Annotated in this window: 27 protein-coding genes; 18 read left to right on the top strand and 9 right to left on the bottom strand. The window is 65.5% G+C overall.

Annotation, left to right across the window (positions count from 1 at the left end):
* The first annotated feature begins 193 nt into the window (after nucleotides 1-193).
* The 5 genes from ACPRTJ_RS06535 to ACPRTJ_RS06515 all read left to right on the top strand — a co-directional run bounded on the left by ACPRTJ_RS06535 (nucleotide 194) and on the right by ACPRTJ_RS06515 (nucleotide 4,933).
* Complete coding sequence (locus ACPRTJ_RS06535; RefSeq protein ID WP_043860213.1) at nucleotides 194-2,632, top strand: Lon protease family protein; 2,439 nt, start codon at nucleotides 194-196, stop codon at nucleotides 2,630-2,632.
* Nucleotides 2,633-2,848: 216 nt separating this feature from the next.
* A complete protein-coding gene (locus tag ACPRTJ_RS06530; protein WP_043860214.1) occupies nucleotides 2,849-3,190 on the top strand; it encodes a hypothetical protein in 342 nt (113 codons plus the stop codon).
* Nucleotides 3,191-3,298: 108 nt separating this feature from the next.
* Nucleotides 3,299-3,787, top strand: coding sequence for a TIGR00645 family protein (locus ACPRTJ_RS06525; protein WP_043860215.1), 489 nt, complete (start codon nucleotides 3,299-3,301; stop codon nucleotides 3,785-3,787).
* Between the two features lie 136 nt (nucleotides 3,788-3,923).
* Nucleotides 3,924-4,229, top strand: a complete 306-nt coding sequence (locus tag ACPRTJ_RS06520) for a DUF6482 family protein (protein ID WP_043860216.1) — start codon at nucleotides 3,924-3,926, stop codon at nucleotides 4,227-4,229.
* Between the two features lie 86 nt (nucleotides 4,230-4,315).
* Nucleotides 4,316-4,933, top strand: a complete 618-nt coding sequence (locus ACPRTJ_RS06515) for an FKBP-type peptidyl-prolyl cis-trans isomerase (protein ID WP_043860217.1) — start codon at nucleotides 4,316-4,318, stop codon at nucleotides 4,931-4,933.
* Nucleotides 4,934-5,047: 114 nt separating this feature from the next.
* On the opposite strand, the gene ACPRTJ_RS06510 is transcribed toward ACPRTJ_RS06515, so the two are convergent.
* From ACPRTJ_RS06510 to ACPRTJ_RS06500, 3 genes are all read right to left on the bottom strand, one after another.
* Nucleotides 5,048-5,296 carry a hypothetical protein gene (locus ACPRTJ_RS06510; protein WP_043860218.1) on the bottom strand — a complete coding sequence of 83 codons (249 nt, stop codon included), beginning with the start codon at nucleotides 5,294-5,296 and terminating at the stop codon, nucleotides 5,048-5,050.
* Nucleotides 5,297-5,429: 133 nt separating this feature from the next.
* A complete protein-coding gene (locus ACPRTJ_RS06505) occupies nucleotides 5,430-5,771 on the bottom strand; it encodes a zinc ribbon domain-containing protein YjdM (RefSeq protein WP_043860219.1) in 342 nt (113 codons plus the stop codon).
* A gap of 99 nt (nucleotides 5,772-5,870) precedes the next feature.
* Nucleotides 5,871-6,839: a polyprenyl synthetase family protein gene (locus ACPRTJ_RS06500; RefSeq protein WP_054916263.1), complete on the bottom strand. Its 969-nt coding sequence runs from the start codon at nucleotides 6,837-6,839 to the stop codon at nucleotides 5,871-5,873.
* 253 nt (nucleotides 6,840-7,092) lie between these two features.
* Here ACPRTJ_RS06500 and rplU point away from each other — a divergent pair, with 253 nt between their 5' ends.
* The 5 genes from rplU to ACPRTJ_RS06475 all read left to right on the top strand — a co-directional run bounded on the left by rplU (nucleotide 7,093) and on the right by ACPRTJ_RS06475 (nucleotide 10,770).
* Nucleotides 7,093-7,404 (top strand): 50S ribosomal protein L21, encoded by a 312-nt coding sequence (rplU, locus tag ACPRTJ_RS06495; protein ID WP_038614793.1) that lies wholly within the window; start codon nucleotides 7,093-7,095, stop codon nucleotides 7,402-7,404.
* Between the two features lie 33 nt (nucleotides 7,405-7,437).
* Complete coding sequence (gene rpmA, locus ACPRTJ_RS06490; protein WP_010225698.1) at nucleotides 7,438-7,695, top strand: 50S ribosomal protein L27; 258 nt, start codon at nucleotides 7,438-7,440, stop codon at nucleotides 7,693-7,695.
* A gap of 191 nt (nucleotides 7,696-7,886) precedes the next feature.
* A complete protein-coding gene (gene cgtA, locus ACPRTJ_RS06485) occupies nucleotides 7,887-9,110 on the top strand; it encodes an Obg family GTPase CgtA (protein WP_043860221.1) in 1,224 nt (407 codons plus the stop codon).
* A 75-nt stretch (nucleotides 9,111-9,185) separates the two neighbouring features.
* The gene (gene proB / locus ACPRTJ_RS06480) at nucleotides 9,186-10,304 is read left to right on the top strand and encodes a glutamate 5-kinase (protein WP_043860222.1); all 1,119 of its coding nucleotides are present in this window, start codon (nucleotides 9,186-9,188) and stop codon (nucleotides 10,302-10,304) included.
* Nucleotides 10,305-10,308: 4 nt separating this feature from the next.
* Nucleotides 10,309-10,770: a CreA family protein gene (locus ACPRTJ_RS06475; protein ID WP_043860223.1), complete on the top strand. Its 462-nt coding sequence runs from the start codon at nucleotides 10,309-10,311 to the stop codon at nucleotides 10,768-10,770.
* A 106-nt stretch (nucleotides 10,771-10,876) separates the two neighbouring features.
* Here ACPRTJ_RS06475 and mksF read toward each other — a convergent pair whose 3' ends face one another.
* The 3 genes from mksF to mksB are packed head-to-tail and all read right to left on the bottom strand — an operon-like array spanning nucleotide 10,877 to nucleotide 15,676.
* Nucleotides 10,877-13,711 (bottom strand): Mks condensin complex protein MksF, encoded by a 2,835-nt coding sequence (gene mksF / locus ACPRTJ_RS06470; RefSeq protein ID WP_054916262.1) that lies wholly within the window; start codon nucleotides 13,709-13,711, stop codon nucleotides 10,877-10,879.
* Complete coding sequence (gene mksE, locus ACPRTJ_RS06465; protein WP_043859813.1) at nucleotides 13,708-14,409, bottom strand: Mks condensin complex protein MksE; 702 nt, start codon at nucleotides 14,407-14,409, stop codon at nucleotides 13,708-13,710. The genes mksF and mksE overlap by 4 nt, the downstream gene beginning before the upstream one ends.
* Nucleotides 14,399-15,676, bottom strand: coding sequence for an Mks condensin complex protein MksB (mksB, locus tag ACPRTJ_RS06460; protein ID WP_078481776.1), 1,278 nt, complete (start codon nucleotides 15,674-15,676; stop codon nucleotides 14,399-14,401). Before mksB ends, mksE begins: the two co-directional genes overlap by 11 nt.
* Nucleotides 15,677-15,842: 166 nt before the next feature.
* On the opposite strand from mksB, the gene ACPRTJ_RS06455 reads away from it, so the two are divergent.
* Nucleotides 15,843-16,625 (top strand): energy transducer TonB, encoded by a 783-nt coding sequence (locus tag ACPRTJ_RS06455; protein WP_426428397.1) that lies wholly within the window; start codon nucleotides 15,843-15,845, stop codon nucleotides 16,623-16,625.
* Nucleotides 16,618-17,073, top strand: coding sequence for a ribosomal protein S18-alanine N-acetyltransferase (gene rimI / locus ACPRTJ_RS06450; protein ID WP_043859816.1), 456 nt, complete (start codon nucleotides 16,618-16,620; stop codon nucleotides 17,071-17,073). Before ACPRTJ_RS06455 ends, rimI begins: the two co-directional genes overlap by 8 nt.
* A gap of 4 nt (nucleotides 17,074-17,077) precedes the next feature.
* Here rimI and ACPRTJ_RS06445 read toward each other — a convergent pair whose 3' ends face one another.
* Nucleotides 17,078-17,401, bottom strand: coding sequence for a serine kinase/phosphatase (locus ACPRTJ_RS06445; RefSeq protein ID WP_286898886.1), 324 nt, complete (start codon nucleotides 17,399-17,401; stop codon nucleotides 17,078-17,080).
* Between the two features lie 118 nt (nucleotides 17,402-17,519).
* On the opposite strand from ACPRTJ_RS06445, the gene can reads away from it, so the two are divergent.
* Nucleotides 17,520-18,158 carry a carbonate dehydratase gene (gene can / locus ACPRTJ_RS06440; protein WP_043859818.1) on the top strand — a complete coding sequence of 213 codons (639 nt, stop codon included), beginning with the start codon at nucleotides 17,520-17,522 and terminating at the stop codon, nucleotides 18,156-18,158.
* 88 nt (nucleotides 18,159-18,246) lie between these two features.
* On the opposite strand, the gene ACPRTJ_RS06435 is transcribed toward can, so the two are convergent.
* Entirely contained in the window at nucleotides 18,247-19,371 is a 1,125-nt protein-coding gene (locus ACPRTJ_RS06435; RefSeq protein ID WP_043859819.1) for a hypothetical protein, read from the bottom strand.
* 87 nt (nucleotides 19,372-19,458) lie between these two features.
* On the opposite strand from ACPRTJ_RS06435, the gene ACPRTJ_RS06430 reads away from it, so the two are divergent.
* Together ACPRTJ_RS06430 and ACPRTJ_RS06425 are read left to right on the top strand one after the other, a co-directional pair.
* Nucleotides 19,459-20,052 (top strand): YcbK family protein, encoded by a 594-nt coding sequence (locus tag ACPRTJ_RS06430; RefSeq protein ID WP_054916259.1) that lies wholly within the window; start codon nucleotides 19,459-19,461, stop codon nucleotides 20,050-20,052.
* A gap of 96 nt (nucleotides 20,053-20,148) precedes the next feature.
* The gene (locus ACPRTJ_RS06425) at nucleotides 20,149-21,792 is read left to right on the top strand and encodes an AarF/UbiB family protein (RefSeq protein ID WP_116052775.1); all 1,644 of its coding nucleotides are present in this window, start codon (nucleotides 20,149-20,151) and stop codon (nucleotides 21,790-21,792) included.
* Here ACPRTJ_RS06425 and ACPRTJ_RS06420 read toward each other — a convergent pair.
* Nucleotides 21,779-22,627 (bottom strand): LysR substrate-binding domain-containing protein, encoded by an 849-nt coding sequence (locus tag ACPRTJ_RS06420; protein ID WP_078481779.1) that lies wholly within the window; start codon nucleotides 22,625-22,627, stop codon nucleotides 21,779-21,781. The genes ACPRTJ_RS06425 and ACPRTJ_RS06420 overlap by 14 nt on opposite strands.
* Before the next feature lie 115 nt (nucleotides 22,628-22,742).
* On the opposite strand from ACPRTJ_RS06420, the gene ACPRTJ_RS06415 reads away from it, so the two are divergent.
* The 3 genes from ACPRTJ_RS06415 to ACPRTJ_RS06405 all read left to right on the top strand — a co-directional run bounded on the left by ACPRTJ_RS06415 (nucleotide 22,743) and on the right by ACPRTJ_RS06405 (nucleotide 24,926).
* Complete coding sequence (locus ACPRTJ_RS06415; RefSeq protein ID WP_058540620.1) at nucleotides 22,743-23,360, top strand: LysE family translocator; 618 nt, start codon at nucleotides 22,743-22,745, stop codon at nucleotides 23,358-23,360.
* A 112-nt stretch (nucleotides 23,361-23,472) separates the two neighbouring features.
* Nucleotides 23,473-23,988 (top strand): sigma-70 family RNA polymerase sigma factor, encoded by a 516-nt coding sequence (locus ACPRTJ_RS06410; protein ID WP_043864306.1) that lies wholly within the window; start codon nucleotides 23,473-23,475, stop codon nucleotides 23,986-23,988.
* Nucleotides 23,985-24,926, top strand: a complete 942-nt coding sequence (locus ACPRTJ_RS06405) for a FecR family protein (protein ID WP_229589126.1) — start codon at nucleotides 23,985-23,987, stop codon at nucleotides 24,924-24,926. Before ACPRTJ_RS06410 ends, ACPRTJ_RS06405 begins: the two co-directional genes overlap by 4 nt.
* The last annotated feature ends 15 nt before the right edge of the window (nucleotides 24,927-24,941 follow it).

Below are 24,941 nucleotides of genomic sequence, written 5' to 3'. Positions count from 1 at the left end.
TGTTTACCCAGCCGCGCAGTTTGGAGTTTAGGCACGATCTAAGGGTTCCGTGATTAATTGCAAAAGATTGCTTGAAATAATTGACGCGGAGCAGGTTTTCGACCCTGCGCGCTAAAGCGTTGAAGAGCCTTGCAAGCCGGGCGCAGGCGGCGCCAGAATGCCGTCATCCGCCCCGCCGAAGTAAGGAAGCCCGATGCCCGATCCTGTTGCTGCGAGCCTGCGTCTTGCGCCCGAAGCCCTGACCCGGCCGTTTTCCGCTGAACAGTTCGATTTTTCCACCACCAATGATCTGGAGCCCTTTCGCGGTGTGCTAGGCCAGGAACGTGCAGTCGAAGCCTTGCAGTTCGGCGTCGCCATGCCACGCCCCGGTTACAACGTGTTTGTCATGGGCGAGCCGGGCACCGGCCGCTTCTCGTTCGTCAAGCGCTACCTCAAGGCAGAAGGCAAGCGCCTGCAGACGCCGTCCGACTGGCTGTACGTCAACAACTTCGACGAGCCCCGCGAGCCCAAGGCGTTCGAGCTGCCGGCCGGCAGTGCCGGGGCCTTCATCGCCGATATCGGGGGCCTGATCGACAACCTGCTGGCGACCTTTCCGGCGGTGTTCGAGCACCCGTCCTATCAGCAGAAGAAAAGCGCCATCGACCGCGCCTTCAACCAGCGCTACGACCGTGCCCTGGATGTGATCGAGCGCGCCTCGCTGGAAAAGGACGTGGCCCTGTACCGCGACAGCAGCAACGTCGCCTTCACCCCCATGGCCGATGGCAAGGCGCTGGACGAGGCCGAGTTCGCCCAGTTGCCTGAGGCCGAGCGCGAGCGCTTCCACGAGGACATCGCCGCGCTGGAAGAGCGCCTCAACGAAGAGCTCGCCAGCCTGCCGCAGTGGAAGCGCGAGTCGAACAACCAGCTGCGCCAGCTCAACGAAGAAACCATCACCCTGGCCCTGCAGCCCTTGCTGGCCCCGCTGTCGGAGAAATACGCCGAGAACGCCGCAGTGTGCGCCTACCTGCAGGCCATGCAGGTCAACCTGCTGCGCACCGTGGTCGAGCAACTGGTCGACGACAGCAAGACCGACGCGGTGGCGCGCAAGATGCTCGAAGAGCAGTACGCCCCCAGCCTGGTGGTCGGCCATCATGCCAGCGGCGGCGCGCCCGTGGTGTTCGAGCCGCACCCTACCTACGACAACCTGTTCGGCCGCATCGAATACGGCAACGACCAGGGCGCGCTGTACACCACCTATCGCCAGTTGCGCCCGGGGGCGCTGCACCGCGCCAATGGCGGGTTCCTGATTCTGGAAGCCGAGAAGATGCTCGGCGAGCCGTTCGTGTGGGATGCGCTCAAGCGCGCCCTGCAATCGCGCAAGCTGAAGATGGAGTCGCCGCTGGGCGAGTTCGGTCGCCTGGCCACCGTGACCCTCACCCCGCAGATGATCCCGCTGCAGGTCAAGGTGATCATCATCGGCGCCCGCCAGCTGTACTACGCACTGCAGGACCACGACCCGGACTTCCAGGAGATGTTCCGGGTGCTGGTGGACTTCGACGAAGACATTCCCATGGTCGAGGAGAGCCTGGAGCAGTTCGCCCAGCTGCTCAAGACCCGCACCAGCGAGGAGGGCATGGCCCCGCTGACCGCCGATGCGGTGGCGCGCCTGGCCACCTACAGCGCCCGCCTGGCCGAGCACCAGGGGCGCCTGTCGGCGCGCATCGGCGACCTGTTCCAGCTGGTCAGCGAGGCGGATTTCATTCGCCACCTGGCCAACGACGAGATGACCGACGCCGGGCACATCGAGCGGGCGCTCAAGGCCAAGGCCACGCGTACCGGGCGGGTATCGGCGCGGATTCTCGACGACATGCTGGCCGGGATCATCCTGATCGACACCGAAGGCGCGGCGGTGGGCAAGTGCAACGGCCTGACCGTGCTGGAGGTGGGCGATTCGGCGTTCGGCGTGCCGGCGCGGATTTCCGCCACGGTGTACCCGGGCGGCAGCGGCATCGTGGATATCGAGCGTGAGGTCAACCTGGGCCAGCCGATCCACTCCAAGGGCGTGATGATCCTCACCGGGTACCTGGGCAGCCGCTATGCCCAGGAGTTCCCCCTGGCCATTTCGGCCAGCATCGCGCTGGAGCAGTCCTACGGCTATGTGGATGGCGACAGCGCATCGCTGGGCGAGGCCTGCACGCTGATCTCGGCCCTGTCGAAAACCCCGCTCAAGCAGTGCTTTGCGATCACCGGCTCGATCAACCAGTTCGGTGAAGTGCAGGCGGTGGGCGGGGTCAACGAGAAGATCGAGGGCTTCTTCCGCCTGTGCGAGGCTCGTGGCCTGACCGGTGAGCAGGGCGCGATCATCCCGCGGGCCAACGTGGCCACGCTGATGCTCGACGAGCGCGTGCTGCAGGCGGTGCGCGCCGGGCAATTCCATGTGTACGCAGTCAGTCAGGCCGACGAGGCCCTGAGCCTGCTGGTGGGCGAGCCGGCCGGGCAGCCGAACGAGGAGGGCGAGTTCCCCGAGGGCAGCATCAATGCGCGGGTGGTCGAGCGGTTGCGGGTGATTGCCGAGATGATCAGCGAAGAGGACCTCAAGGAAGCCGAGAAGGAGCAGGCCGAAGAGGCGCTGGCGCAGGTGAAGCCTTCCTGACCGCGGTGGGGTCTTCGCCGGCAATGCCGGCTCCTACATGTGGGAGTCGGCATTACGGGCGAAGGGGGCAGTTCGGCGCATGGCACATGACCGCTCGGCGCCGACCGCTTGTCGCCGGCGGATTTCTTCTATCCTCAAGGCATGGACCGTCGTGCGCAAAAGGATCGAAACCAGCCTGGCCACAGGCTACGCAACGCCTCACCGAGGACCGTCGCCATGCCGCGTACCCTCAGCCTTACCCGTCAATGCCTGGGCCTGGTGACCCGCATTGAGTGCCGTATCCGCCCGCTGGCCGGTGACACCGGCATGTGGACACTGCTGTTCGCCGCCGGCATGGCCGGCGAGCAACCCTCCGCGATCAAGGCCCAGGGGCCGTTTCACGGGCCGTTCGTGGCCGAGTCGGTGCTCAGCGCGATTGTCGACAGCCTGACCCTGCACGGCTACCAGGTGGCCGACGACCCGCAGATCTGGTGCGTGCACCTGCAGGCGCAGCTGCGTCGCATCAACGGCGAACGGGTTCACCATGTGGGTGACCTGCAGTCCAACCCCGACACCTGAGCCGACCGTTCATCCTCCGGCCTGTGGCAGCGTGTCGCGGGCTTTTCCTGTCACAGGTGGCTGCTATACTCGCGCTCGTTTTTTTCCAGCCACCTGGTGATCTGCTCAATGGAACGCTTTATCGAAAATGCGATGTACGCCTCGCGCTGGCTGCTCGCACCCATCTATTTTGGCCTGTCCCTGGGGCTGCTGGCGTTGGCGCTGAAGTTCTTTCAGGAGATCTTCCATGTGCTGCCCAACGTCTTCTCGCTGGCCGAGTCCGACCTCATCCTGGTACTGCTGTCGCTGATCGACATGGCCCTGGTGGGCGGCCTGCTGGTGATGGTGATGATCTCGGGCTACGAGAACTTCGTGTCGCAGCTGGATATCGCCGAAGGCACCGAAAAGCTCAACTGGCTGGGCAAGATGGACTCTTCCTCGCTGAAGATGAAGGTGGCCGCCTCGATCGTGGCGATCTCCTCCATCCACCTGCTGCGGGTGTTCATGGACGCGCGCAACATCGAGACCCAGTACCTGATGTGGTACGTGATCATCCACATGACCTTCGTGGTCTCGGCGTTCGCCATGGGCTACCTGGACAAGATGACCAAGCACTGACCTGCGGGGTATCACGCCTTGTCAGCCGCCCGTCCGTTGCATAACGGACGGGCGGTTGCGTTTCTGGCTTGTGCTTTGGTCGATGCTGTACAAAAAATGAACGGCCTGTGGAATGTTCCAGTAGCGAGGTATCGCAATGAACCTGCATGAACTGAACAGCGAGGCCAGGGCCGGCCGGGTGGACGAACTGAACCTGATCGCCATCGAAGGGGGGGACTTCGTGCTCGAGGCCCGGGTCAAGGGCAAGGCGCACCCGTTGCTGGATGCCAAGGGGGTACGTCTCAAGGTGCACTCGGTGGTCGATGGCCAGCGCCTGCTCAATGGCTTGCCCGCCGTGCCGTTGCACCTGGTGCACTGGTCGGTGCAGGACGAGATGTGCGGCCTGCACGGCACCCCCGAAGAAGACCTCAAGGTGCCGATGCCGCGACGTACTGCCTGGTAGCTGAACTGCTTTGCCGCAGTGTGCTAGGCTGCTTGCCCTTTTCACAGCGGGCGCGGCTTTTGTGCGCCCTGTAGCGGAGCAGAAACATGTCCGAACTCAACCTGTCCACCGACGAAACCCGCGTCAGCTACGGCATTGGCCGTCAGCTGGGTGGCCAGCTGCGTGACAACCCGCCACCGGGCGTCAACCTGGACGCGATCCTGGCCGGTCTGACCGACGCCTTCAATGGCCAGGCCAGCCGCGTCAGCGAAGAAGACCTGTCGGCCAGCTTCAAGGTCATCCGTGAAATCATGCAGGCCGAAGCGGCTGCCAAGGCCGAAGCGGCCGCTGGCGAAGGCAAGGCCTTCCTGGCCGAGAACGCCAAGCGTGACGGCATCACCACCCTGGCCTCGGGCCTGCAGTTCGAAGTACTGACTGCCGGTGAAGGCGCCAAGCCAAGCCGTGAAGACAGCGTGCGCACCCACTACCACGGCACCCTGATCGACGGCACCGTGTTCGACAGCTCCTACGAGCGTGGCCAGCCGGCAGAATTCCCGGTCGGCGGCGTGATCGCTGGCTGGACCGAGGCCCTGCAACTGATGAACGCGGGCAGCAAATGGCGCCTGTACGTACCGAGCGAGCTGGCTTACGGCGCCCAGGGCGTTGGCAGCATCCCGCCGCACAGCGTGCTGGTGTTCGACGTCGAGCTGCTGGACGTACTGTAAGTACGTCGCAGGACCTTGCGGCCCTCATCGCGGGTCAAGCCCGCTCCCACAGGTACACTGCCAGTCTCATGATTGCAGTGATCCTTGTGGGAGCGGGCTTGACCCGCGATGCTTTCAGTTCCACTGCGCACCACCCCCAGGGCGCAACGCCCGGGCATAGCAGAACAGGAACAGATTCCTCACCAGCTCCTTGAGCACCACAGGCTCGCTCGAATTCAACCCGTGAAGATCCAGGTCGCCCTGGTCGCGCAGTTCGCCCAGCGCGTCTTCTTCGAGCACGGCGCATACCTCGCCGGTTTCGCGGTGCAGGATGCGCAGGTACGGATGGGGGCGGTCAAGCCAGGCGTCTATCAGATAAGTCATGGCTATTCTCCTTGAAAGCGTTCAATGAGAATAATTCTTATTATCAAAATAGCAAGTGACTATTGGATTTTTCTTGCGATTACCGCCGGGCGGTAGGGTCGAGGCTGCGAGTGCAGCCCCGGGCAGGCAGGGGTCAGACCTTGCGCACGAATTCCGATTTCAGCTTCATCGGGCCGATGCCGTCGATCTTGCAGTCGATGTCGTGGTCGCCGTCGCACAGGCGGATGTTCTTGACCTTGGTGCCGACCTTGACCACCAGCGAGGTGCCCTTGACCTTGAGGTCCTTGATCACGGTGATGGTGTCGCCGTCCTGCAGGACGTTGCCCACCGAATCCTTCTTCACCGCTTCGTCGCTGGCCGCTTCGGCTTCACCGCTGGCCGACCACTCGTGGGCGCACTCGGGGCAGATCAGCTGGCTGGCGTCTTCGTAGGTGTATTCGGAGTTGCATTTGGGGCAGGGTGGCAAAGTGCTCACTACGGTTCCTCAGGACTACGTGCAGAAAACCCACATTGTATAGGGTTTTGCCGGCCAGAGGAAAAGCAGGCCCATCGAGCGATGGGCCGGGGCAGGGGATCAGTGCGTGCGGGCGACGGCGAATTCGCTGAGTTCGACCAGCGCATCGCGGTATTCGCTGGCCGGCAGCACGTCCAGGCAGGCGATGGCACGGGCCACGTAGTCACGCGCCATCTGTGCGGTGTACTCCAGCGCGCCGGCGGCCTCCACTGCGTTGCGGATGCTCTCCAGGTCTTCAAGGCCACCTTTCTGGATGGCCTGGCGCACCAGCGCCGCCTGCTCGGGGGTGCCTTCGCGCATGGTGTAGATCAGCGGCAGGGTCGGCTTGCCTTCGGCCAGGTCGTCACCGACGTTCTTGCCCAGGGTCTCGGCGTCGCCCTTGTAGTCGAGCAGGTCGTCGACCAGCTGGAAGGCCACGCCCAGGTGGTCGCCGAAGGTACGCAGGGCTTCGCGCTGTTCGTCGCTGGCGCCGGCCAGTGCGGCGGCGCTGTGGGTGGAGGCTTCGAACAGCATGGCGGTCTTGCCGCGGATGACGTCCATGTAGACTTCCTCGGTGGTGCTGGCGTCGCGAATGCGCGACAGCTGCAGCACTTCACCCTCGGCAATCACGCGGGTGGCCTTGGAGAGGATCTGCATGACCGGCATCGAGCCCAGCTCGACCATCATCTCGAACGAGCGCGAGTACAGGAAGTCGCCCACCAGCACGCTTGGCGCGTTGCCCCACAGGGCATTGGCGGTGGAGCGGCCACGGCGCATGCCCGACATGTCGACCACGTCGTCATGCAGCAGGGTGGCGGTGTGCAGGAACTCGATGGTGGCTGCCAGCAGGCGCAGGTCGTCGCCTTCGCGGCCCAGCGCCTTGCCGCACAGCAACACCAGCAGCGGGCGCAGACGCTTGCCCCCGGCCGAGGTAATATAGTCGCCGATTTTCGATACCAGCGGCACACGCGAAGTCAGCTGCTTCTTGATGATCTCGTCAACGGCGCTGAAGTCGTCCGCTACCGCACGGTAGAAAGCTTGGGGTTGCATCGGCCACAGGTGCTCCATAAGGGTTGCGCGGCATGCTAGGTTGCGGGTCCCGGCGTGTCAAGGCGCACTGCCCGTGGGGTCAATGGCCACACTTGCAAGGCAAAGCTGGCTTGCGTACAATCGCGCACCCTGAACTTCCTGGGCAGCACCTGCCTTACGCAATTGCACTGGGCCGTTCCAGCCCTATGCAGCCATGCCAGCCAATACTCTTCCTATAAAGAGCTGGGTGAGCAGGATTATCGGAGAAATACCCATGTACGCAGTAATTGTTACCGGTGGCAAGCAGTACAAAGTCGCCGAAGGTGAATACCTGAAAATCGAAAAACTGGAAGTCGCCACTGGCGAATCCGTGACTTTCGACCGCGTTCTGTTGGTTGCCAATGGCGACGACGTGAACATCGGCGCTCCAGTCGTTGCTGGTGCCAAGGTTGTTGCTGAAGTGATCTCGCAAGGTCGTCACGACAAAGTGCGCATCATCAAGTTCCGCCGCCGTAAGCACCACATGAAGCGTATGGGCCACCGCCAGTGGTTCACCGAAATCAAGATCACCGGTATTTCGGCTTAATCGCCCAAATCCCCATTTCTGGAGAATTGAACCATGGCACACAAAAAAGCTGGTGGTAGTACCCGTAACGGTCGCGACTCAGAAGCCAAACGCCTTGGCGTGAAGATGTATGGCGGCCAGGCTATCATCCCGGGCAACATCATCGTGCGTCAGCGCGGCACCCAATTCCACGCTGGCTACGGCGTTGGCATGGGCAAGGATCACACCCTGTTCGCCAAGATCGCGGGTAAGATCAAGTTCGAAGTAAAAGGCGCCTTCGGTCGTCGTTACGTGAGCGTCGTTGCCGAGTAATCGCGCGATCGCTGGAAAAGCCCTGTCTCGCGACGGGGCTTTTTCGTTTGTGGGGTGAGTCTCTTGCAAAGCTGTTTGTATGGGCTGCCGGCGCTGGTGTTCTGGCCGTATCGGGGCCGCCGCGCTCACTTTTGCAAGAGCCTTATGTCTTTGTGTCACTCAGCTCGTCCAACTGACGAGAGGCGGTTTTTATGAAGTTTGTTGACGAAGTATCGATCAAGGTCAAGGCCGGTGACGGCGGTAACGGTTGCATGAGCTTCCGCCGCGAGAAGTTCATCGAGAACGGTGGCCCCAACGGTGGCGATGGTGGCGACGGCGGCTCGGTGTACATGGTTGCCGACGAAAACCTCAACACCCTGGTCGACTACCGCTACACCCGTCACTTCGAGGCCCAGCGCGGCTCCAATGGCGGCAGCACCGACTGCACCGGCAAGAAGGGCGACGACCTGATTCTGCGCGTGCCGGTCGGCACCACCGTGATCGACGCGGGCACCCAGGAAGTGATCGGCGACCTGGTCAAGGCCGGGCAGAAACTGATGGTGGTGCAGGGCGGCTGGCACGGCCTGGGCAATACCCGTTTCAAGTCCAGCACCAACCGTGCGCCACGCCAGACCACCCCGGGCAAGCCCGGCGAGCAGCGTGACCTGAAACTGGAAATGAAAGTGCTGGCCGACGTCGGCCTGCTGGGCTTGCCCAATGCCGGCAAATCCACCTTCATCCGTTCGGTGTCGGCCGCCAAGCCGAAAGTCGCCGACTACCCGTTCACCACCCTGGTGCCGAACCTGGGCGTGGTCAGCGTCGACCGCTGGAAGAGCTTCGTCATCGCCGACATCCCCGGCCTGATCGAAGGCGCTTCGGAAGGCGCCGGCCTGGGTATCCGCTTCCTCAAGCACCTGGCGCGTACCCGCCTGCTGCTGCACCTCGTCGACCTGGCCCCGCTGGATGAAAGCAGCAGCGCCGACGCCGCCGAAGTCATCGTCAACGAGCTGACCCGCTTCAGCCCGTCGCTGGCCGAGCGTGACCGCTGGCTGGTGCTGAACAAGACCGACATGCTGATGGACGACGAGCGCGACGAGCGCGTCAAGGAAGTGGTCGAGCGCCTGCAGTGGGAAGGCCCGGTGTACGTGATCTCGGCGATCTCCAAGCAGGGCACCGAGCAGCTCAGCCGCGACATCATGCGCTACCTCGAAGACCGTGCCGACCGCCTGGCGGCCGACCCGGCCTACCGCGACGAGCTGGCCGACCTCGACCAGCGCATCGAAGACGAGGCCCGTGCCCAGCTGCAGGCCCTGGACGACGCGCGCGCCCTGCGCCGTACCGGCGTCAAGAGCGTGCACGACATCGGCGACGATGATGACGATGACGACTGGGAAGACGACGAAGACGGCCCGGAAATCATTTACGTGCGCGACTGATTCGTTGCAGTACACTAAACGCCGCTTTTTCAAGCGGCGTTTTGGTATCTAAAGATCTCTATAGGTTGGAAGAAGATGCGGAGCAAGGTGACGGGTGCGCAGCGCTGGGTCGTGAAAATCGGCAGCGCGTTGCTGACGGCGGATGGCAAGGGCCTGGACCGCGCGGCGATGGGCGTGTGGGTCGAGCAGATGGTGGCCCTGCATGAGGCAGGGGTCGAGTTGGTGCTGGTCTCTTCGGGGGCCGTGGCTGCCGGCATGAGCCGCCTGGGCTGGAGCAAGCGACCGAGTGCGATGAACGAGCTGCAGGCTGCCGCCTCCATCGGCCAGATGGGCCTGGTGCAGGCCTGGGAGTCGAGCTTTGCCGAGCATGGCCGGCACACCGCGCAGATTCTGCTGACCCACGACGACCTCTCCGACCGCAAGCGTTACCTCAATGCCCGCAGCACCCTGCGTACCCTGGTGGAGCTGGGCGTGGTACCGGTGATCAACGAGAACGACACCGTGGTCACCGACGAGATCCGCTTCGGCGACAACGACACCCTGGCCGCACTGGTGGCCAACCTGGTGGAAGCCGACCTGCTGGTGATCCTCACCGACCGCGACGGCATGTTCGATGCCGACCCGCGCAACAACCCCGAAGCTCAGCTGATCTACGAGGCGCGCGCCGATGACCCGGCGCTGGACGCCGTGGCCGGCGGCACCGGTGGCGCACTGGGGCGTGGCGGTATGCAGACCAAGCTGCGTGCGGCGCGCCTGGCCGCGCGGTCGGGGGCGCACACCATCATCGTCGGCGGGCGCATCGAGCGCGTGCTCGACCGCCTCAAGGCCGGCGAGCGCCTGGGCACCTTGCTCTCGCCCGAGCGCGGCATGCTCGCGGCACGCAAGCAATGGCTGGCCGGGCACCTGCAGACCCGCGGCACCCTGGTGCTGGACGCCGGTGCGGTGCAGGCCTTGCGCCAGGCCAACAAGAGCCTGCTGCCGGTGGGCGTCAAGACCGTGCAGGGCAGTTTCAGACGTGGCGAGATGGTCGTTTGCGTAGGGCCGGACGGCCTTGAAGTGGCCCGCGGCCTGGCCAACTACAGCGCGCTGGAAGCACAGAAGATCATCGGCCAGTCATCCGAGGCCATCGAGGCCGTGCTGGGCTACAGCGCCGAGCCGGAACTGGTGCACCGCGACAACCTGATTCTGGTATGAGGAAATGAGCGTGATCAAAGGGATTTTTGCAGCCGCCTTGCTGGCCTTGCCGATGCTGGCCGGTGCCGAGGAAATCGGCCAGGTGTCGACGGTGTTCAAGTTCGTCGGGCCCAACGACCGCATCGTGGTCGAGGCGTTCGACGACCCCAAGGTGGAGGGCGTGACCTGCTACCTGTCGCGCGCCAAGACCGGCGGCGTGAAGGGTGGGCTGGGGTTGGCCGAAGACCGTGCCGAGGCGTCGATCGCCTGCCGTCAGGTGGGGCCGATTCGCTTCAAGGGCGAGCTCAAGGATGGCGATGAAGTGTTCAAGGAGCGCACCTCGCTGGTGTTCAAGACCATGCAGGTGGTGCGCTTTCTGGACAAGAAGCGCAACACGCTGGTGTACCTGGTGTACAGCGACCGCCTGATCGAAGGCAGCCCGCAGAACGCGGTGACGGCGATTCCGATTCTGCCTTGGGCAGAATAAGACCGCGTTTAATCCATCGCGGGTCGAGCCCGCCCCCACAGGTTCAATGGTGCCCTCTGTGGGAGCGGGCTCGACCCGCGATGGGGCCCAAAGGGCCCCAAGGCCGTCAGATCGACGCCGGCTCAACCTCCACTTCCCGCACCTCGACCTTCACCTGATCGCGACGGCTGATGTACTTCCAGTCCGCCTCGTCGATGTAGATCCCGTTCGGCCCGCTACCGCCCTCCAGGTCGATTGCCACGTGCGCCGATACCTGCGGCTTCACGCTCGCCAGAATCGGCACGAAGCCCAACTGCAGGCTGGTCTCCAGCAATGCCGCCTGGTTGCGTTCGTCGATGTCGGCCGCCTCGTCCAGGTAGTACGGCAGGCGCACGCGCCCGGCCTGGTCGCGGTCCATCAGGTGCAGCAACAGGTACATGTTGGTCAGCGCCTTGATGGTCATGGTGGTGCCGTTGGAGGCCGCGCCATCGATGTCGGTATGGATGATCGGCTGGCCGCCTACCTTGGTGATCTCGAACGCCAGCTCGAACAGGTCCTTCAGGCCCAGCTGGTTGTGGTTGGCTGCCACCAGCCGCGCCAGGTACTCCTTGGCCTCTTCGTTCTTGTTGTCCTGCTCGGCGCTCTGGCTCAGGTCGAACACCGACAGGGTCTCGCCTTCCTCGTACTGGCCGGCACTGTGGATGATCTGGTCGATGTGCTTGAGCGCTTCCTTGTTCGGCGCCAGCACGATGCGAAAGCTCTGCAGGTTGGATACCTGGCGCTTGTTGATCTCGCGGTTGAACAGTGCCAGCTGGTGCTCGAGGCTGTCGTAGTCGCTGCGGATGTTGCGCAGGGTACGCGCGATGTCGGTCACCGCCGCGCGCCGCGCCTTGCCCAGGGTCAGGGCTTCGTCGGTACGGTGCGCATAGGCGTTGATCAGCAGCTGCAGGCGGCGCTCCATGTCGTCTTCGCTGTCGAACTTGGCCACGCCCTTGAGGCGTACCTGGGCGTACAGCGCCTCGATCTGGCCATCCACCCGCAGCAGGCCCTGCCAGCTGTCCTGGTAGTCGTTGAGCAGCGGCAGCAGGTTGTCCATGGAGTCGTCGACCGGGTCCATGAACGGCGTGCCGAACGGCAGGTCGGCCGGCAGCAGCTGGCGACGGCGCAGGGCGTCGTCGAGGGTGCGCTGCTTGGCCTCCATGTCGGCGATCTGGCGACCGACCAGTTGCAGCTTGGCCGACAGTTGCTGCACGCGCTCGGTGAACGCGTCGCTGGAGCGCTTGAGCTCGTCCTGGGCCGCCTCCATCTGCGCCAGTTGCTCCAGCTTGTCGCCTTCCTCGGCCGACAGGGTCTGGGTACGGCGGTAGTCTTCCAGGGCCTTTTGCGCATCCAGCACCTGCTGGTACAGCGCTTCGGTCTGGGTCTTGCTCGCGGCGCGGTCGGCGGCCACGGCCTGCTGGGTCTTGAGCTGCTTGAGCTCTTTTTCCAGGCGCTCCTTCTGGTCGCGCAGCGCGGCGCGGTCGGCCAGGGCCTGCAAGGCCGGCGGCTCGATATGGCTGAGGTCGATGGACAGCCCCGGCGCCTCGAAGCGCTCGCCCTTGAAGCCGTCGAGTACCGCTTCCAGAGACTTGACCCACACGTCGCTGTCATCCAGCTCGATGCCGCGCTCGCCCAGCGGCAGGCTGAACAGCGCCCCGTTGAACAGGCGCATCAGGCGCTCGACGTCCTGCTGCGAGAACTCTTCGCGCAGGCGTGCATAGCTGTTGTTGTCGGCATGGTCGAGCTGCTGCTTGACCGACTTCAGGCGTTTCTCCAGGTCGCGCAGGCGCTCTTCCAGGTCCTCGGCGCTGAACTGGCGCGACTGCGCCAGGGCACCGGCCAGTTCGTCGTGGGCGTCCTTGGCGGCCAGCAGCTGCTGCTCCAGCACCTTGACGTCATCCACCAGTGCGAAGCGGTGCTTGAGCACCGACAGTTCGCCCAGCCAGCGCTGGATACCGGTCATTTCGCGTTCCAGGCGCATCAGCTCCTGGGTGCCGCCGCGCTGGTTGTTCTGCAGCGCGTCCTGCTCGTGGCTGTAGTGCTCGGCCTGCAGCACCAGTTCTTCCTTGCGTGCGCCGGCGTAGTCCTGCCAGGTGCCGAGCAACTGGTCGAGCAGCGGTGACAGGCGGTGCAGCTTGCCGCGCAGGATGTCGCGCTGGGCCACGCCATTGGCCAGGGCCTCGACCAGCGGGCCGGCGGCTACCAGCGAGTTGTAGTCCTGTTCCATGCGCCGCACGTCGCGGAAGGCTTCTTCGCAGGCGGCGATGTAGTCGACGCTGCCCGAGCGCAGGCTGTGCTCGAACGCATCGAGGAACAGCTGCTTGAGCTTGGCCGCGGTAATCTCGCGCATGTGCAGCAGGTTGATGAACAGGGCGCGGAAGGTCTTCAGGCTCTGCTCGCTGGTGGAGCGCAGCGGAATCAGGGTCAGGTCCAGCGGCACCGAGGTGTGCCCGCCCACCAGCAGCCGGCGCAGTTCGTCGGGCTTGAGCTCGTAGGCTTTCAGGCCGTTGCGCTCCAGGTTGGTGAACAGCTCCTTCTGGCGCAGGCAGGTGTCGTTCTTCTGGTAGTGGCCCAGGTCCAGCTCGCCGGCATAGGCGAAGAACTGGTGGCCGAAGCCGCCGCCAGGGCCGCGCCCGACCACGCCGATCACGTGCGGGCCGTGGGGCAGGTTGACCTCGCAGAGGATGTAGCTGGTGTCGCTGGCGAAGTAGAAGCGGCGTGACTGCTCCAGGCTGTACTTGCCGAAGCTCATGTCCGACATGCGCGCCAGGATCGGGAACTGCAGGGCGTTGATCGACGCACTCTTGCCCAGGTTGTTGGCGCCGTACACCGACAGCGGGTGCTCCAGCGGGAACAGGCCCAGGCTGTAGCCGGCGGTGTTGAGCAATGCAAAGCGGCGAATGCCGTAGCGGTCCTGGCTCATGCGTCAATCTCCTGTTGCTCTTGGGCAATGGCACGGGCCAAGGCGTCTTCTTCGCTTTCCTCGAACGGGCTCAGGTCGAGCGGGTCGTCGGTCCTGTTCAGCTCTTCAGGGGTTTCTTCCACCACCAGCACCGGGGTCGGCAGCGGCAGGGCACTGTGCAGGCTGGCGGCCAGGTCGCGGTCCTGCTGCACCGACAGGCACACGTCGAGGAAGCGGTGCATCGGCGGCAGGAAGCGGTAGATGCCGTTGTCTTCGCTGGCAAAGCCGAGCTGGGTCATGCGGCGCATGATCTTCTCTTCCAGCTCGTCGGGGGTCTGCACCTCGGCCTGCAGGAACAGGTCGCGGTACTTTTCCAGCAGCGAGGGCAGCTCGTCGCGCCCCAGGCTGCCGCCGTCGAGCACCGACATCGGGTCGCGGCCCTGGTCGGCCAGGTGCTCCACCAGGATGAAGGTGAACAGCGACAGGCGCTGGGCGGTCTTGTTGACCTGGGCAGCGGCCAGTTCCGGCACGAAGTAGTAGAAGCCGCGGGTGTCGCACACCAGTTCGAAGCCCAGGGCCTTGAACAGGCCGCGGTACTGGTCCTGGAAGTTCGACAGCTGGGCGTACAGCTCCGGGTCGCGCCGGCTGATGTGGAAGCCCTTGAACAGCTCGCGGAAGATCGGTGCGAGCTGGGACAGTTCGGAAAGATCAAGATGCATGGGTAGGGCTCGCAGTAGGCTCGGGCGACGGTTCGCGGCTTGAAGTCAGGGCGAACGAGCGCAGGCTGACCAGGTGTTCCTGAGTGGTGTACTCGCGGCGCTCCAGGCGCGCGCGGGTAAAGCGTTTTTCCCGCGACAGGCGCGAGAACCAGTACAGCAGTTCGTCGGTGGCGCCTTCGGGCTCCTGCTCCAGCAGCCACACCATCAGGTCGGGCAGCGGCAGGGCGTCTTCGCAGCGCTCGAGCATTTCCTTGACCGTGCGCGGTGCACGCGGCGCGTCGCCCTTGTGGCTCTTGTGCGCCTTGGGGAACTGCGCCGGCTTGGCTTCGAAGCGGGCCAGGGCATACACGTAGGCCTCGACCTGGCTGGCGCTGCCGAGGAAGGTGCTCTGCGGGCGGGTGAACAGCGGCATGGCCGCCTGCGGCACGGCGTCGATGCCCTTGCGCCGGATCACCGACAGCGCCAGTGCGGCGCCACGGGTCACGGCGTTGTGCCGGCGCGCCTCTTCACGCAGCGGCAGCAGCAGCTCGCGGGCGTGGCGCAGGGTCAGCTGGGCGCTGGTCTGCATCTCGAGGATGCGCGCGTGGGTGCGCAGCAGCATGTCGTCATCGACCAGGTGGCCCAGTCGCGCCTGCTCGCCCAGCAGGCGCAACAGCACGGTCTCGACCTTGCGCACGCCCTGTTCGAAGGCACCGTCGGCGTTCACCAGCTGGATCATCGGCTCGACGTATTCGTCCCAGGTGGCCAGCACTTCGGCGTAGCGCTGGCGCAGCGGGATCTGCCGGTCGCTGGTCTTGGCCCGCTCGGCCACCGCCACCAGCGCCTGCTCGTCGTTGTCGAGTTTTTTCAGCACGTCACGCACGCGCATGTCGAGCAGACGCAGCTGGCGCGCCAGGTCGTTGCCGTCGCGGATGTCGAAGGCGTCCTGGATATGCCCGGCCAGGCGCTCGAGGTGGCGCAGGTAGGCTTCGATCTCCAGGCACAGGCCCAGGCGGTGCTCGCGCCGCAGGTAGGCCAGGAAGTCGTGGATCTGGGCGTTGAGCTCGAAGCGGTTCGGGCTTTTGGCCACCGGGACCAGGATGTCCAGGCGAATCCACACGTCCAGCAGGTTGGTGATGTCCTGGGGCGTACTGTCGAGCTGTTGTGCGGCCAGTTGCCCGCGCAGCTCGGCCAGGCTCAGGGTGCCCCCGTCGAAGCGCTCGCACAACGGCTCGAGCAGGGCCCAGTGTTCGGCTAGGGCGCGCAGGACGCGCTTGGGTTCGATCATTGGCGGGTCGACTCGCTGCCAAGTAAAAGCGCCGATTGTACTGCATCAGGGGGGGATCGATTCACCCCCTGATCGTTTGCCGGTGTTGTCGGGCGGTTTTGTGCCTGCAACGGCGGCGTAACGGCGGTAGAATGCTCGCCCCGACTTATCCACAGATGGCCGCCCTTTGCTTACCGAGTCCCGCCGCCGCGCCTACCTGAACGCCATGCAAGTGGTGCACTGGCTGCCGCGCGCCGAACTGCCGTTCGCCGCGCCATCGCGCCCCGAGCTGCTGCGGGTACCCGAACCGCTGGTCGAGGCGCCGGTGGTGCTGTCGGCAGTGGTGGCCAAGGCGTCTGCACCGGCTGCCAAGCCGGCCGAGCGGCCAAAAATCGAGATTCCGCGACCGACGGTCAGCGCCAAGCCGGCCAGCAAGCCGGTGCTCGACGCCGAAGAAACCGCCGCCGTGGTCAAGCCAGCGCTGGTACCGCCGCCCCGCTTTGCCTTGCAGTTGCTGCGTGCCGGCGATTGCCTGGTGCTGGTGGAGCTGGTCACCGGCCAGCCGTTCCAGAGCCGCGACCCGTCCTACCTGCTGCTCAAGGACATGCTGCGCGCCGCCGGCCTGCCCGACAGCCCGCAGATCATCGGCGAGCCGGTACGCTGGCCGTTGCTGGTGCGCGGCACCCTCGACCAGGGCCCGCTGGCGGCGCGTGATTTTGTCCAGGGTTTCATCCAGGCCCGCCTTGAAGAGGCGCCCTGCAGCTGCCTGTGGCTGGTCGGCCTGCCGGCGGTGCGCTTTGCCGGTGAAGCCGACGAGCAGGCGTACTACCGCGAATTGCCGGTGGAGGGCCTGGGCAACTGCTGGGCCTTGCCCGGCCTTGAACTGTTGATGGACGAGCCCGCCCGCAAGGCGCACGTCTGGCAAGCCATGCGCCGGCTGATGGCGCGCTGGAAACCACGCAATGAGTGACAACATCAGTTTTCGCCGCATGACCGAGGCGGATCTGGATGCCGTGCTGAAGATCGAATACGCCGCCTTCAGCCACCCGTGGACCCGGGGGATCTTTCTCGACGGGCTGAAGAACTACGAAATCTGGCTGATGTTCGAAGGCCAGCAGCAGGTGGGCCACGGCGTGATCAACGTGATCATCGACGAGGCGCACCTGCTCAACATCACCGTCAAGCCCGAAAGCCAGGGCCGTGGCCTGGGCCTGCGCCTGCTCGAAGAGCTGATGAAGCGCGCCTACGCCAGCAACGGCCGCGAGTGCTTCCTCGAAGTGCGCGCCAGCAACCAGTCGGCGTATCGCCTGTACGAGCGCTTCGGCTTCAACGAGATCGGCCGACGACGCGACTACTACCCGGTGGCGGGTGGCCGCGAAGATGCGCTGGTGATGGCCTGCACGCTGTTCGAAGAATAACCCTTCAGCGCTCGCGCTTGCCGTCCAGCGGGTCGCGGCGCGCCAGTTCGGCCTCGTCCAGGCCGTTGCCGCCGCCAATGTCATCTTCGTCGACTACGCTCAGGTCCCAGTCGGCCGGGTGGTCGTCGCCGACTTCATCGGCTGAGCGGGCGCCGTCTTCGGGGATCAGGGTTTCGGGCGTCAGGTCATCGTCGCTGGGGTCGTAGTGCGTGTCGGTCACCGGTGGGTCTTGATCGAAGTCCAGCGGCTGCACCGAGCCCATCTGGTCCTCGATGGTATCGATCGGTGCGGGTTCCGGGGCATGCGGCGGGCGATGTGATTCGGTCATGTCTATTCTCCTGCGGGTGGCCTGTAAGGGGTGGACCGGCCACTGGCGGGAAGATTCAAAGGCGTGACCCGAACGGGGTGGCGCCAGTCACACATGCGCATTCCCATGAGGCTTGACCATGCACGATCTACAAGAACTGATTGATAACAACGCGCGCTGGGCCGATGCGATCAAGCAGGAAGATCCGGACTTCTTCGCCAAGCTGGCGCGTCAGCAGACTCCGGAATTCCTCTGGATCGGCTGTTCGGATGCGCGGGTGCCGGCCAACGAGATCGTCGGCATGCTGCCGGGCGACCTGTTCGTGCACCGCAACGTGGCGAACGTGGTGCTGCACACCGACCTCAACTGCCTGTCGGTGATCCAGTACGCGGTGGACGTACTCAAGGTCAAGCACATCCTGGTGACCGGGCACTACGGTTGCGGCGGCGTGCGGGCCTCGATGCAGGACCGTCAGCTGGGCCTGATCGACGGCTGGCTTCGGGCGATTCGCGACGTGTACTACGAGCATCGTGTGGAATTGTCCAAGCTGGCGACCGAGGAAGAGCAGGTCGACCGCCTGTGCGAGCTGAACGTGATCCAGCAGGTGGCGAACGTGGGGCACACCAGCATCGTGCAGAACGCCTGGCATCGCGGGCAGAGCCTGTCGATCCATGGGTGCATCTACGGGATCAAGGACGGCCTGTGGAAAAGCCTGAACACCACCATCAGCGGGTTCGAGCAGCTGCCGCCGCAGTACCGGTTGCGTCCGCAGGACTGACCGCCCATTGGCTGTTGCAGGAGCCAGCCTGGCTGGCGAAGGCCGCGCTACCTGTCCGTGGTGCGGCCTTCGCCGGCAAAGCCGGCTCCTACAGGTTGCGTAACGCCCGCGTCATTACCCCCGTATTGCACTTGGCATGGGCCTGCTCCGGCGTCATCTGGCGTACCGTGCGGAAAAACAGCCCGCAGGTCTGCTTCTTCTCCTTCACTTGCCATTTTTGCGTGCATGCCCCTAGCGTGGCACTTGCATCAGCCTTCGGGTTGCGCCCCATTCCCGCCTGCCAGCACGCCGCGCTCAAGTCCTGCCCCATCATCCGCAAACCCGCCGCATCGGCCTTGTCCGGGTCGTTGTCGTTGTTCTTCGGGTCGGCGGCGTACCAGATCGCGCTCGGGTGATTTGCGCCCAGCACCGGCACGTTGCGCCCAGGCACCGGGCTGATGCTCACCAGCCCCAGTACCTTCACCTCTGGCCCGTACTGCTGCTGCACCCAGCTGCGCACCGGCGCACCGAACGCCACCATCGGCAGGCTGGCGCCGTCAGCGGCCGCGGTCATGTCCCTGACCATGCGCACCTGGTAGTCGGTGAAATACCCGTACACCCCTTCAAGGTCCTTGCCGGCACTGGCTGGCGCGGCAATCGGCGCGATGTCCACGATGGTCTGGTAGGCCGGGGTGTGTTGCGCCGGCACGCCGTTGAAGGTCAGCAGCTGGGCCCAGCGGTCGGTGGTGTTGGAGCGCAGGTAGTCCTGGGCCTGGGTCAGCGAGTAGTCCGGCGGAAAGTGCAGCAGCTCGATGCTGCGCCGGTTCTCCAGGGCCATGCCCAACGGCAGGAACAACGCCCAGTTGTACGCCCACTTGCCCTCGCGATTGAGCCGGTCGGCACCTGCATAGGCCAGTTCGCCGCTGTCGAGCAGGGCCTTGAGCGGGGCCGCGTAGGTGGTCGGTACGCCGCTGATGTCGGCATGCAGCTGGTCGTGCTCGCGACGCACCGTCACCGTGGCGGTCGGGTAGCCATCGCGCTGCACGCTCTGGGTCAGGTAGTGCTCCACGGTGCGCTCCAGCGACCAGTCGCGAAAGCAGATCACCCCGCAGTTGTTGGGGTAGGCGAATAGGCGGGTCACGCGCTGCGCATCGCCCAGCGGTACGCGGGCGTCGGCCAGCACGGCGCTGCTGGCGGCAAGGGCGATCAGGCCCAGGGCAAAAGGTGTACGCATGTTCAACTCCTTGTCGATGAACTCCCGATGTGCGGAAGGCTTGCCATACTGGGGTAGTTCTCAGGACGAGGGGAAGGGGGCAGGACCATGAAGGGGTATCCGGGCATTGCACTGTTCGCCGGGCTGTTGAGCGTGTTGCCGGCCCACGCCGACGAGCGCGACCTGTGGTCGTTCGCGCAGTGGACGGGCAGCCACGATACGCGCGCGTTTCGCGAAATGCTGGTGCAGGCGCGGCTGTATGGGGTAGTGCCGTTGTACCAGCTGCTGCGCTCGGCCAGCGACTGGCGCCTGTGCAACGCCGAGCCGTTCGCCGTGGCGCCGCCCGACCAGTGGCCGGCGGTACGCTCGACCCTGCACTTGCTCAAGACCCTGGGCGAGCAGCAGCGCCTGAAAACCTACGAAGTGGTCTCGGCCTATCGCAACCCCACCCTCAACCGCTGCGCCGGTGGTGCCCGCGACAGTGCGCATACCCGCGCCTTCGCCGTCGACCTGCTGCTGCCGGCGTGGGCCGATCCGCGACCATTGTGCGAGTTCTGGCAGACCCAGGGCCAGGCCTGGAACATGGGGCTTGGCCGCTACCCGTCGGGGCGCATCCATATCGACACCGCCGGCTACCGCACCTGGGGCGGCGACCTGAGTGCCGACTCGTCGTTTTGCCCGCGCCTGGCGCCCAGCTCCTGAACAGCTCGGCGATGGCGGGGCAAGGAACTCCTGGGCCCCGCAAGGTACGGAAGTAGTTCACCCCCTGCACATCAACCCGCCCCGAGGAACCGCCCAATGCTCGAATCGACCTGGACTGCGCTCAAGCATCATCAGCGTGTGCGCGAGATTGTCGTGGTGCTGGCCAACTTCGGCGCCCAGGACGTTCTGTTCCGCCTGGGGCTGGGCAGGCTGCTGGGGGAGGCCGAAACGGTGGCCGGCCTGCCCGCCGACGAAGGCACCCCGCAACGCGTGCGGCGGGCGCTGGAGGCGCTGGGCCCGACCTTCGTCAAGCTCGGGCAGATCCTCTCCAGCCGCAGCGACATTTTGCCGGCGGCATGGATCGACGAGTTGCAGGCCCTGCACAGCAGCGCCGCTACCTTGCCTTGGGCGCAGCTGCAGGCCCAGGTGCTCGAAGACCTGGGCGCCGAACTGGACCAGGTGTTCGCCGAGTTCGACACCACCCCGCTGGCGGCGGCGTCCATGGCCCAGGTGTATCGGGCACGCCTGCTCGGGGGCGAGGAGGTGGTGGTCAAGGTTCAGCGTCCGGGGCTGCGGCGCAAGATGACCGCCGACCTGCAACTGCTCGAAAGCGTTGCGCAACTGGTCGAGCAAAACACCGCCCTGGCCGACTACCAGCCGCGCAAGATGGTGCGGCAACTGGCCCGGGCCATGCTCGAAGAGCTGGACTTCACCCAGGAAGGCAGCCACTGCGACGCGGTGGCGGCCAATTTCGCCAGCCAGCCGCACATCGTCATTCCGCGCATCTACTGGGCCCACAGCAGCGAGCGGCTGCTGGTGCAGCAGTACCTGCCCAGCCATACCCCGCTGGAGCGCGAGGCGCTGATCGAGCAGGGCCTGGACCCGAGCCTGCTGGCCAGCCGCGGCGCCGCCGCGTTCATCAAGATGCTGCTGGAGGACGGGCTGTTCCATGGCGACCCGCACCCGGGCAACCTCAAGGCCATGGACGACAACCGCGTGGGCTTCATCGACTTCGGCATGGTCGGGCGCCTTGGCGAGCGCCGTCGGCTGGAGGTGATGACGTTCATGCGCGCCCTGACCGAGGGCAACAGCGATGCACTGGTGACGGTGCTGCTGGACTGGAACGACGACGGCGTGCGCAACATGCCCGCCATCGAGCAGGCGGCCGGCGAATACATGGCGCGTCACGGCGGCAAGGTGCTGAAGATGGGCGCGCTGATCGAGGATTTTCTGGGGCTGATGCGCGAATACCGCCTGCTGCTGCCGCCCGACCTGCTGGTGCTGTTCAAGGCCCTGGTGACCGCCGACGGCGTACTGACCCGGCTGGACCCGCAACTGGACCTGGTGGCCACCGCCAGACCGGCGATCAGGGCTCAGCTCAAGGCGCAGCTGAGCTGGAAGATCGCCAGGCGCCTGGGGCTCGATGGCCTGGAACTGGGACGCGGCCTGCTCGGCGAATTGCCGCAACTGACGCGGCTGCTGGTGAACCGCTTCAAGCATGGTGTGCTGGAGATGCGCGTCGATGTGCCGGGGCTGGAGCGCCTGGAGCGTTCGTTGCGCCTGGCCTCGACGCGGCTGTCGCTGGCGTTGCTGATCAGTGCGCTGGTGATTGCCTTCGGCCCGCAGATCGCCGCTGCCGGGCCGGTGTGGCTGGGCTTGCCCGCCGTCAGCTGGCTGGCGGCGATCGCCACCCTGGGCGGCTTGCTGGCGTTTTTGCGCAGCCTGTTCAAGAGCCCGTGAGCCAGTCGGCAAAGCGCCGCTGCGGTGTGCCGGCAGCGAAGGGCTCGGGGCTCAGCAGGTAGTAGGCCGAACCGTCCTCGGTGAACCCGTAGGGTGCCACCAACTGCCCGCTGTCGAGCTCGTCCTGCACCATCATGCGCGAGGCCAGCGCCACGCCCAGCCCGGCCAGGGCTGCCTGGATGCACAGGTAGAAGTGTTCGTAGCCGGCGCGGCTGCTGCCCTTGGCCGACTGGCCGCTCAGGCGCAGCCAGTGCTTCCAGGCGTCGGGACGGGTGGCGCTGTGCAGCAGGCGGGTACCGGCAAAGCCCTTGTCGGGCAGCGCCAGGTCGGCGCGACACACCGGCCCTACTGCCTCGTTGCAGAGCTTGAGGCTGTGCAGGCTGGCATCCCAGTGGAAGTCGTCGCGGCGCAGCGCCAGGTCGATGCCGCTGCGGGCAAAGTCCACCGGCCCGCCGGCGGCCACCAGGTGCAACTGGATGTCCGGGTGCGCGGCATGGAACGCCGGCAGCCGCGGGATCAGCCACTTCATCGCGATGGTCGGCTCGCATGACAGCACCAGCACGTTGTCGCGGGCCTGCTGCAGGCGTTGCACGCTGGCGTGCAGCTGCTCGAACACCGACAGGGTGGTGTCGTGCAGGGCGCGCCCGGCCGGCGTGAGGAAAATGGCGCGGTTGCGCCGCTCGAACAACTGCACCCCCAGGGATTCTTCCAGCAGACGCACCTGACGGCTCACCGCACCGTGGGTGACGTTGAGCTGTTGGGCGGCGCGCACGAAGCTTTCGGTCTGGGCGGCGACGTCGAAATAGCGAAAGGCGGCGAGGGCGGGCAGTTTCATATGTGTGAGGAAAACTAGCGGATTTGCGCCACTATAAATCGCTTTTTTGCCGTGCTGAAGCTTTCGATAATGGCGCTGCGCAGAATCATCTGCGTCATTTCATGGAGTATCGACGGTGGGTGAATTGCTGGCGGTGGCCTTGATTACCGTGTTGGCGGTGATCAGCCCGGGGGCGGACTTTGCCATGGTGACACGCAGCAGCTATGCGTTTGGCAGGCGCAGCGGATTGCTCGCCGCCCTGGGGATTGCCTGCGGCGTGCAGGTGCATGTGGTGTACACGGTGCTGGGGGTGGCAGTGCTGATCAGCCAGTCGCCGGGGCTGTTCATGGCCATGAAGGTGGTGGGAGCAGGGTACCTGATCTACCTGGGGTATCGGTCGCTGCGCACTCGTGCGCCGGTGGCCCTGGAGGGCGCGGTGGGGGTGACGGGGCGCGGTGCATGGGGGGCGTTCGCATCGGGCTTTCTGACCAATGCGCTGAACCCCAAGACCATGCTGTTCGTGGTCAGCGCGTACAGCCAGGTGGTGCAGCCGGGGGCATCGCTGGGGCTCAACTTTGCCTATGGGGCGTTCATGTCGCTGGCGCATTGGGTGTGGTTCAGCCTGGTGGCGCTGTTCTTTTCGCGGGAGGCGTTGCGCCAGGCGATGCTGCGCCGCCAGCGCATGGTGGACCGGGTGATCGGGGTGGCGTTGATCGGCCTGGGGGTGGCGGTGGTGTTCGTGAATGTGCGCTGAGCGCCTGGCCGCTGCGCTGGCTAGCCAGCGAAAGGCGCACCACCGATCCCGCCATTGCATCTCCCACCAGCGGCGCCATAAGATATAACCATTCTCATTTAGTGCCGCCGACATGAAAGCCACCCCACCCGCCGACAGTCTCGCTTCGTTGTACAAGGGCTACCACGGCTGGCTGCTGGTGTGGCTGCGCCAACGCCTGGACTGCCCGCACAACGCTGCCGACACGGCCCAGGACACTTTCATGCGCCTGCTCAGCGCCGGCAGCTATGTGGCCCCGCGCGAGCCGCGGGCCTTCCTGGCCACCGTGGCGCGGCGTCTGCTGATCGACCGCGGGCGCCGGCAGAAGCTCGAACAGGCCTACCGCGAAGCGCTCGCCCGGCATGTCGAGTACCTCGACCAGGCACCTTCTCCCGAGCAGATGCTGGCCGCCCTCCAGGCCCTGGAGCACATCGCCCGCGCCCTCGACCTGATGAGCGTGCGTGCCCGCGAAGTGTTCATCCTGCGTCACCTCGAAGGGCTCAGCCATGCCGAGATCGCCGCACGCCTGAACGTCTCGACCAAGACGGTGCAGAACCACCTGGTGCAGGCCCTGCTGCACTGCCACGCTGCCACGGATCCTGCCCTGTGAACCTGCCTGCGGCCACGCTGCGCAAGGCTGCCGAATGGCTGGTGCGCCTGGACGACAGCGCCAGTGCCGGCGACCAGCAGGCCTTCGAGGCATGGCTGGCCAGCGACCCGCAGCACCTGGAGGCCGTGCGCCAGTTGCAGGGCAGCCTCGCGCCACTGCGTGAACTGCCCCGTGCGCCGGCCCGCGCGGCGCTCAAGCGCATTGCGCCGCAACCCCGTGGCAAGCGCGCGCTCAAGGCGCTGGCAATCAGCCTGGGCCTGCTGCTGCCGGCCGGCCTGGTGCTGCAGCACTATCCGCCGGCTTATCTGATGGCCGATATCCGTACCGGCAGCGGCCAGTGGGCTACACAGCAATTGCCGGACGGCAGCCGCATCAGCCTGGATGGCCGGTCGGCGGTCGACCTGCAGTTCGACGCCCAATCGCGCACCCTGCGCCTGCTCAGCGGCGAGATCCTGCTGGATGTGGCCAAGGACGCCAGTCGCCCGTTCCGCGTGGTCACCGAACACGGCAGCATCCGTGCCCTGGGCACCCGCTTCATGGTCGAGCGCAGCGAGCACAGCACACGCCTGGCCATGCTCGAGTCGAGCACCGAGGTCAAGAGCGCCGGCAGCAGCCGCACGGTCAGCGCCGGCCAGCAGGTGCGCTTCGACGCCACTGGCATCCAGCCACTCCAGGCGGTCGACGCCGCCGGGCTGGAGCAGGCCTGGGCCAGCCACCAGATGATGGTCAAGGAGCAGCCGCTGGGCGAGGTGCTGGAACGCCTGGCACGCAATCACGGCGGCTACCTGCTGTTCGATACCAAGGCGCTGGCGCACCTGAACGTGACCGCCGTGTTGCCCGCCGACGACAGCGAGCGGGCGTTGCGCCTGCTGGCGCGCAGCTTCCCGATCCGGGTGCAGCACTACACCCCGTGGGTCACGCGAGTCACTCTTGAATAGAAATCCTTATCAAAC

The sequence above is a fragment of the Pseudomonas palmensis genome (assembly GCF_049942755.1).
GTDB lineage: Bacteria > Pseudomonadota > Gammaproteobacteria > Pseudomonadales > Pseudomonadaceae > Aquipseudomonas > Aquipseudomonas palmensis.
This window is presented reverse-complemented; position numbering and strand designations above follow the sequence as displayed.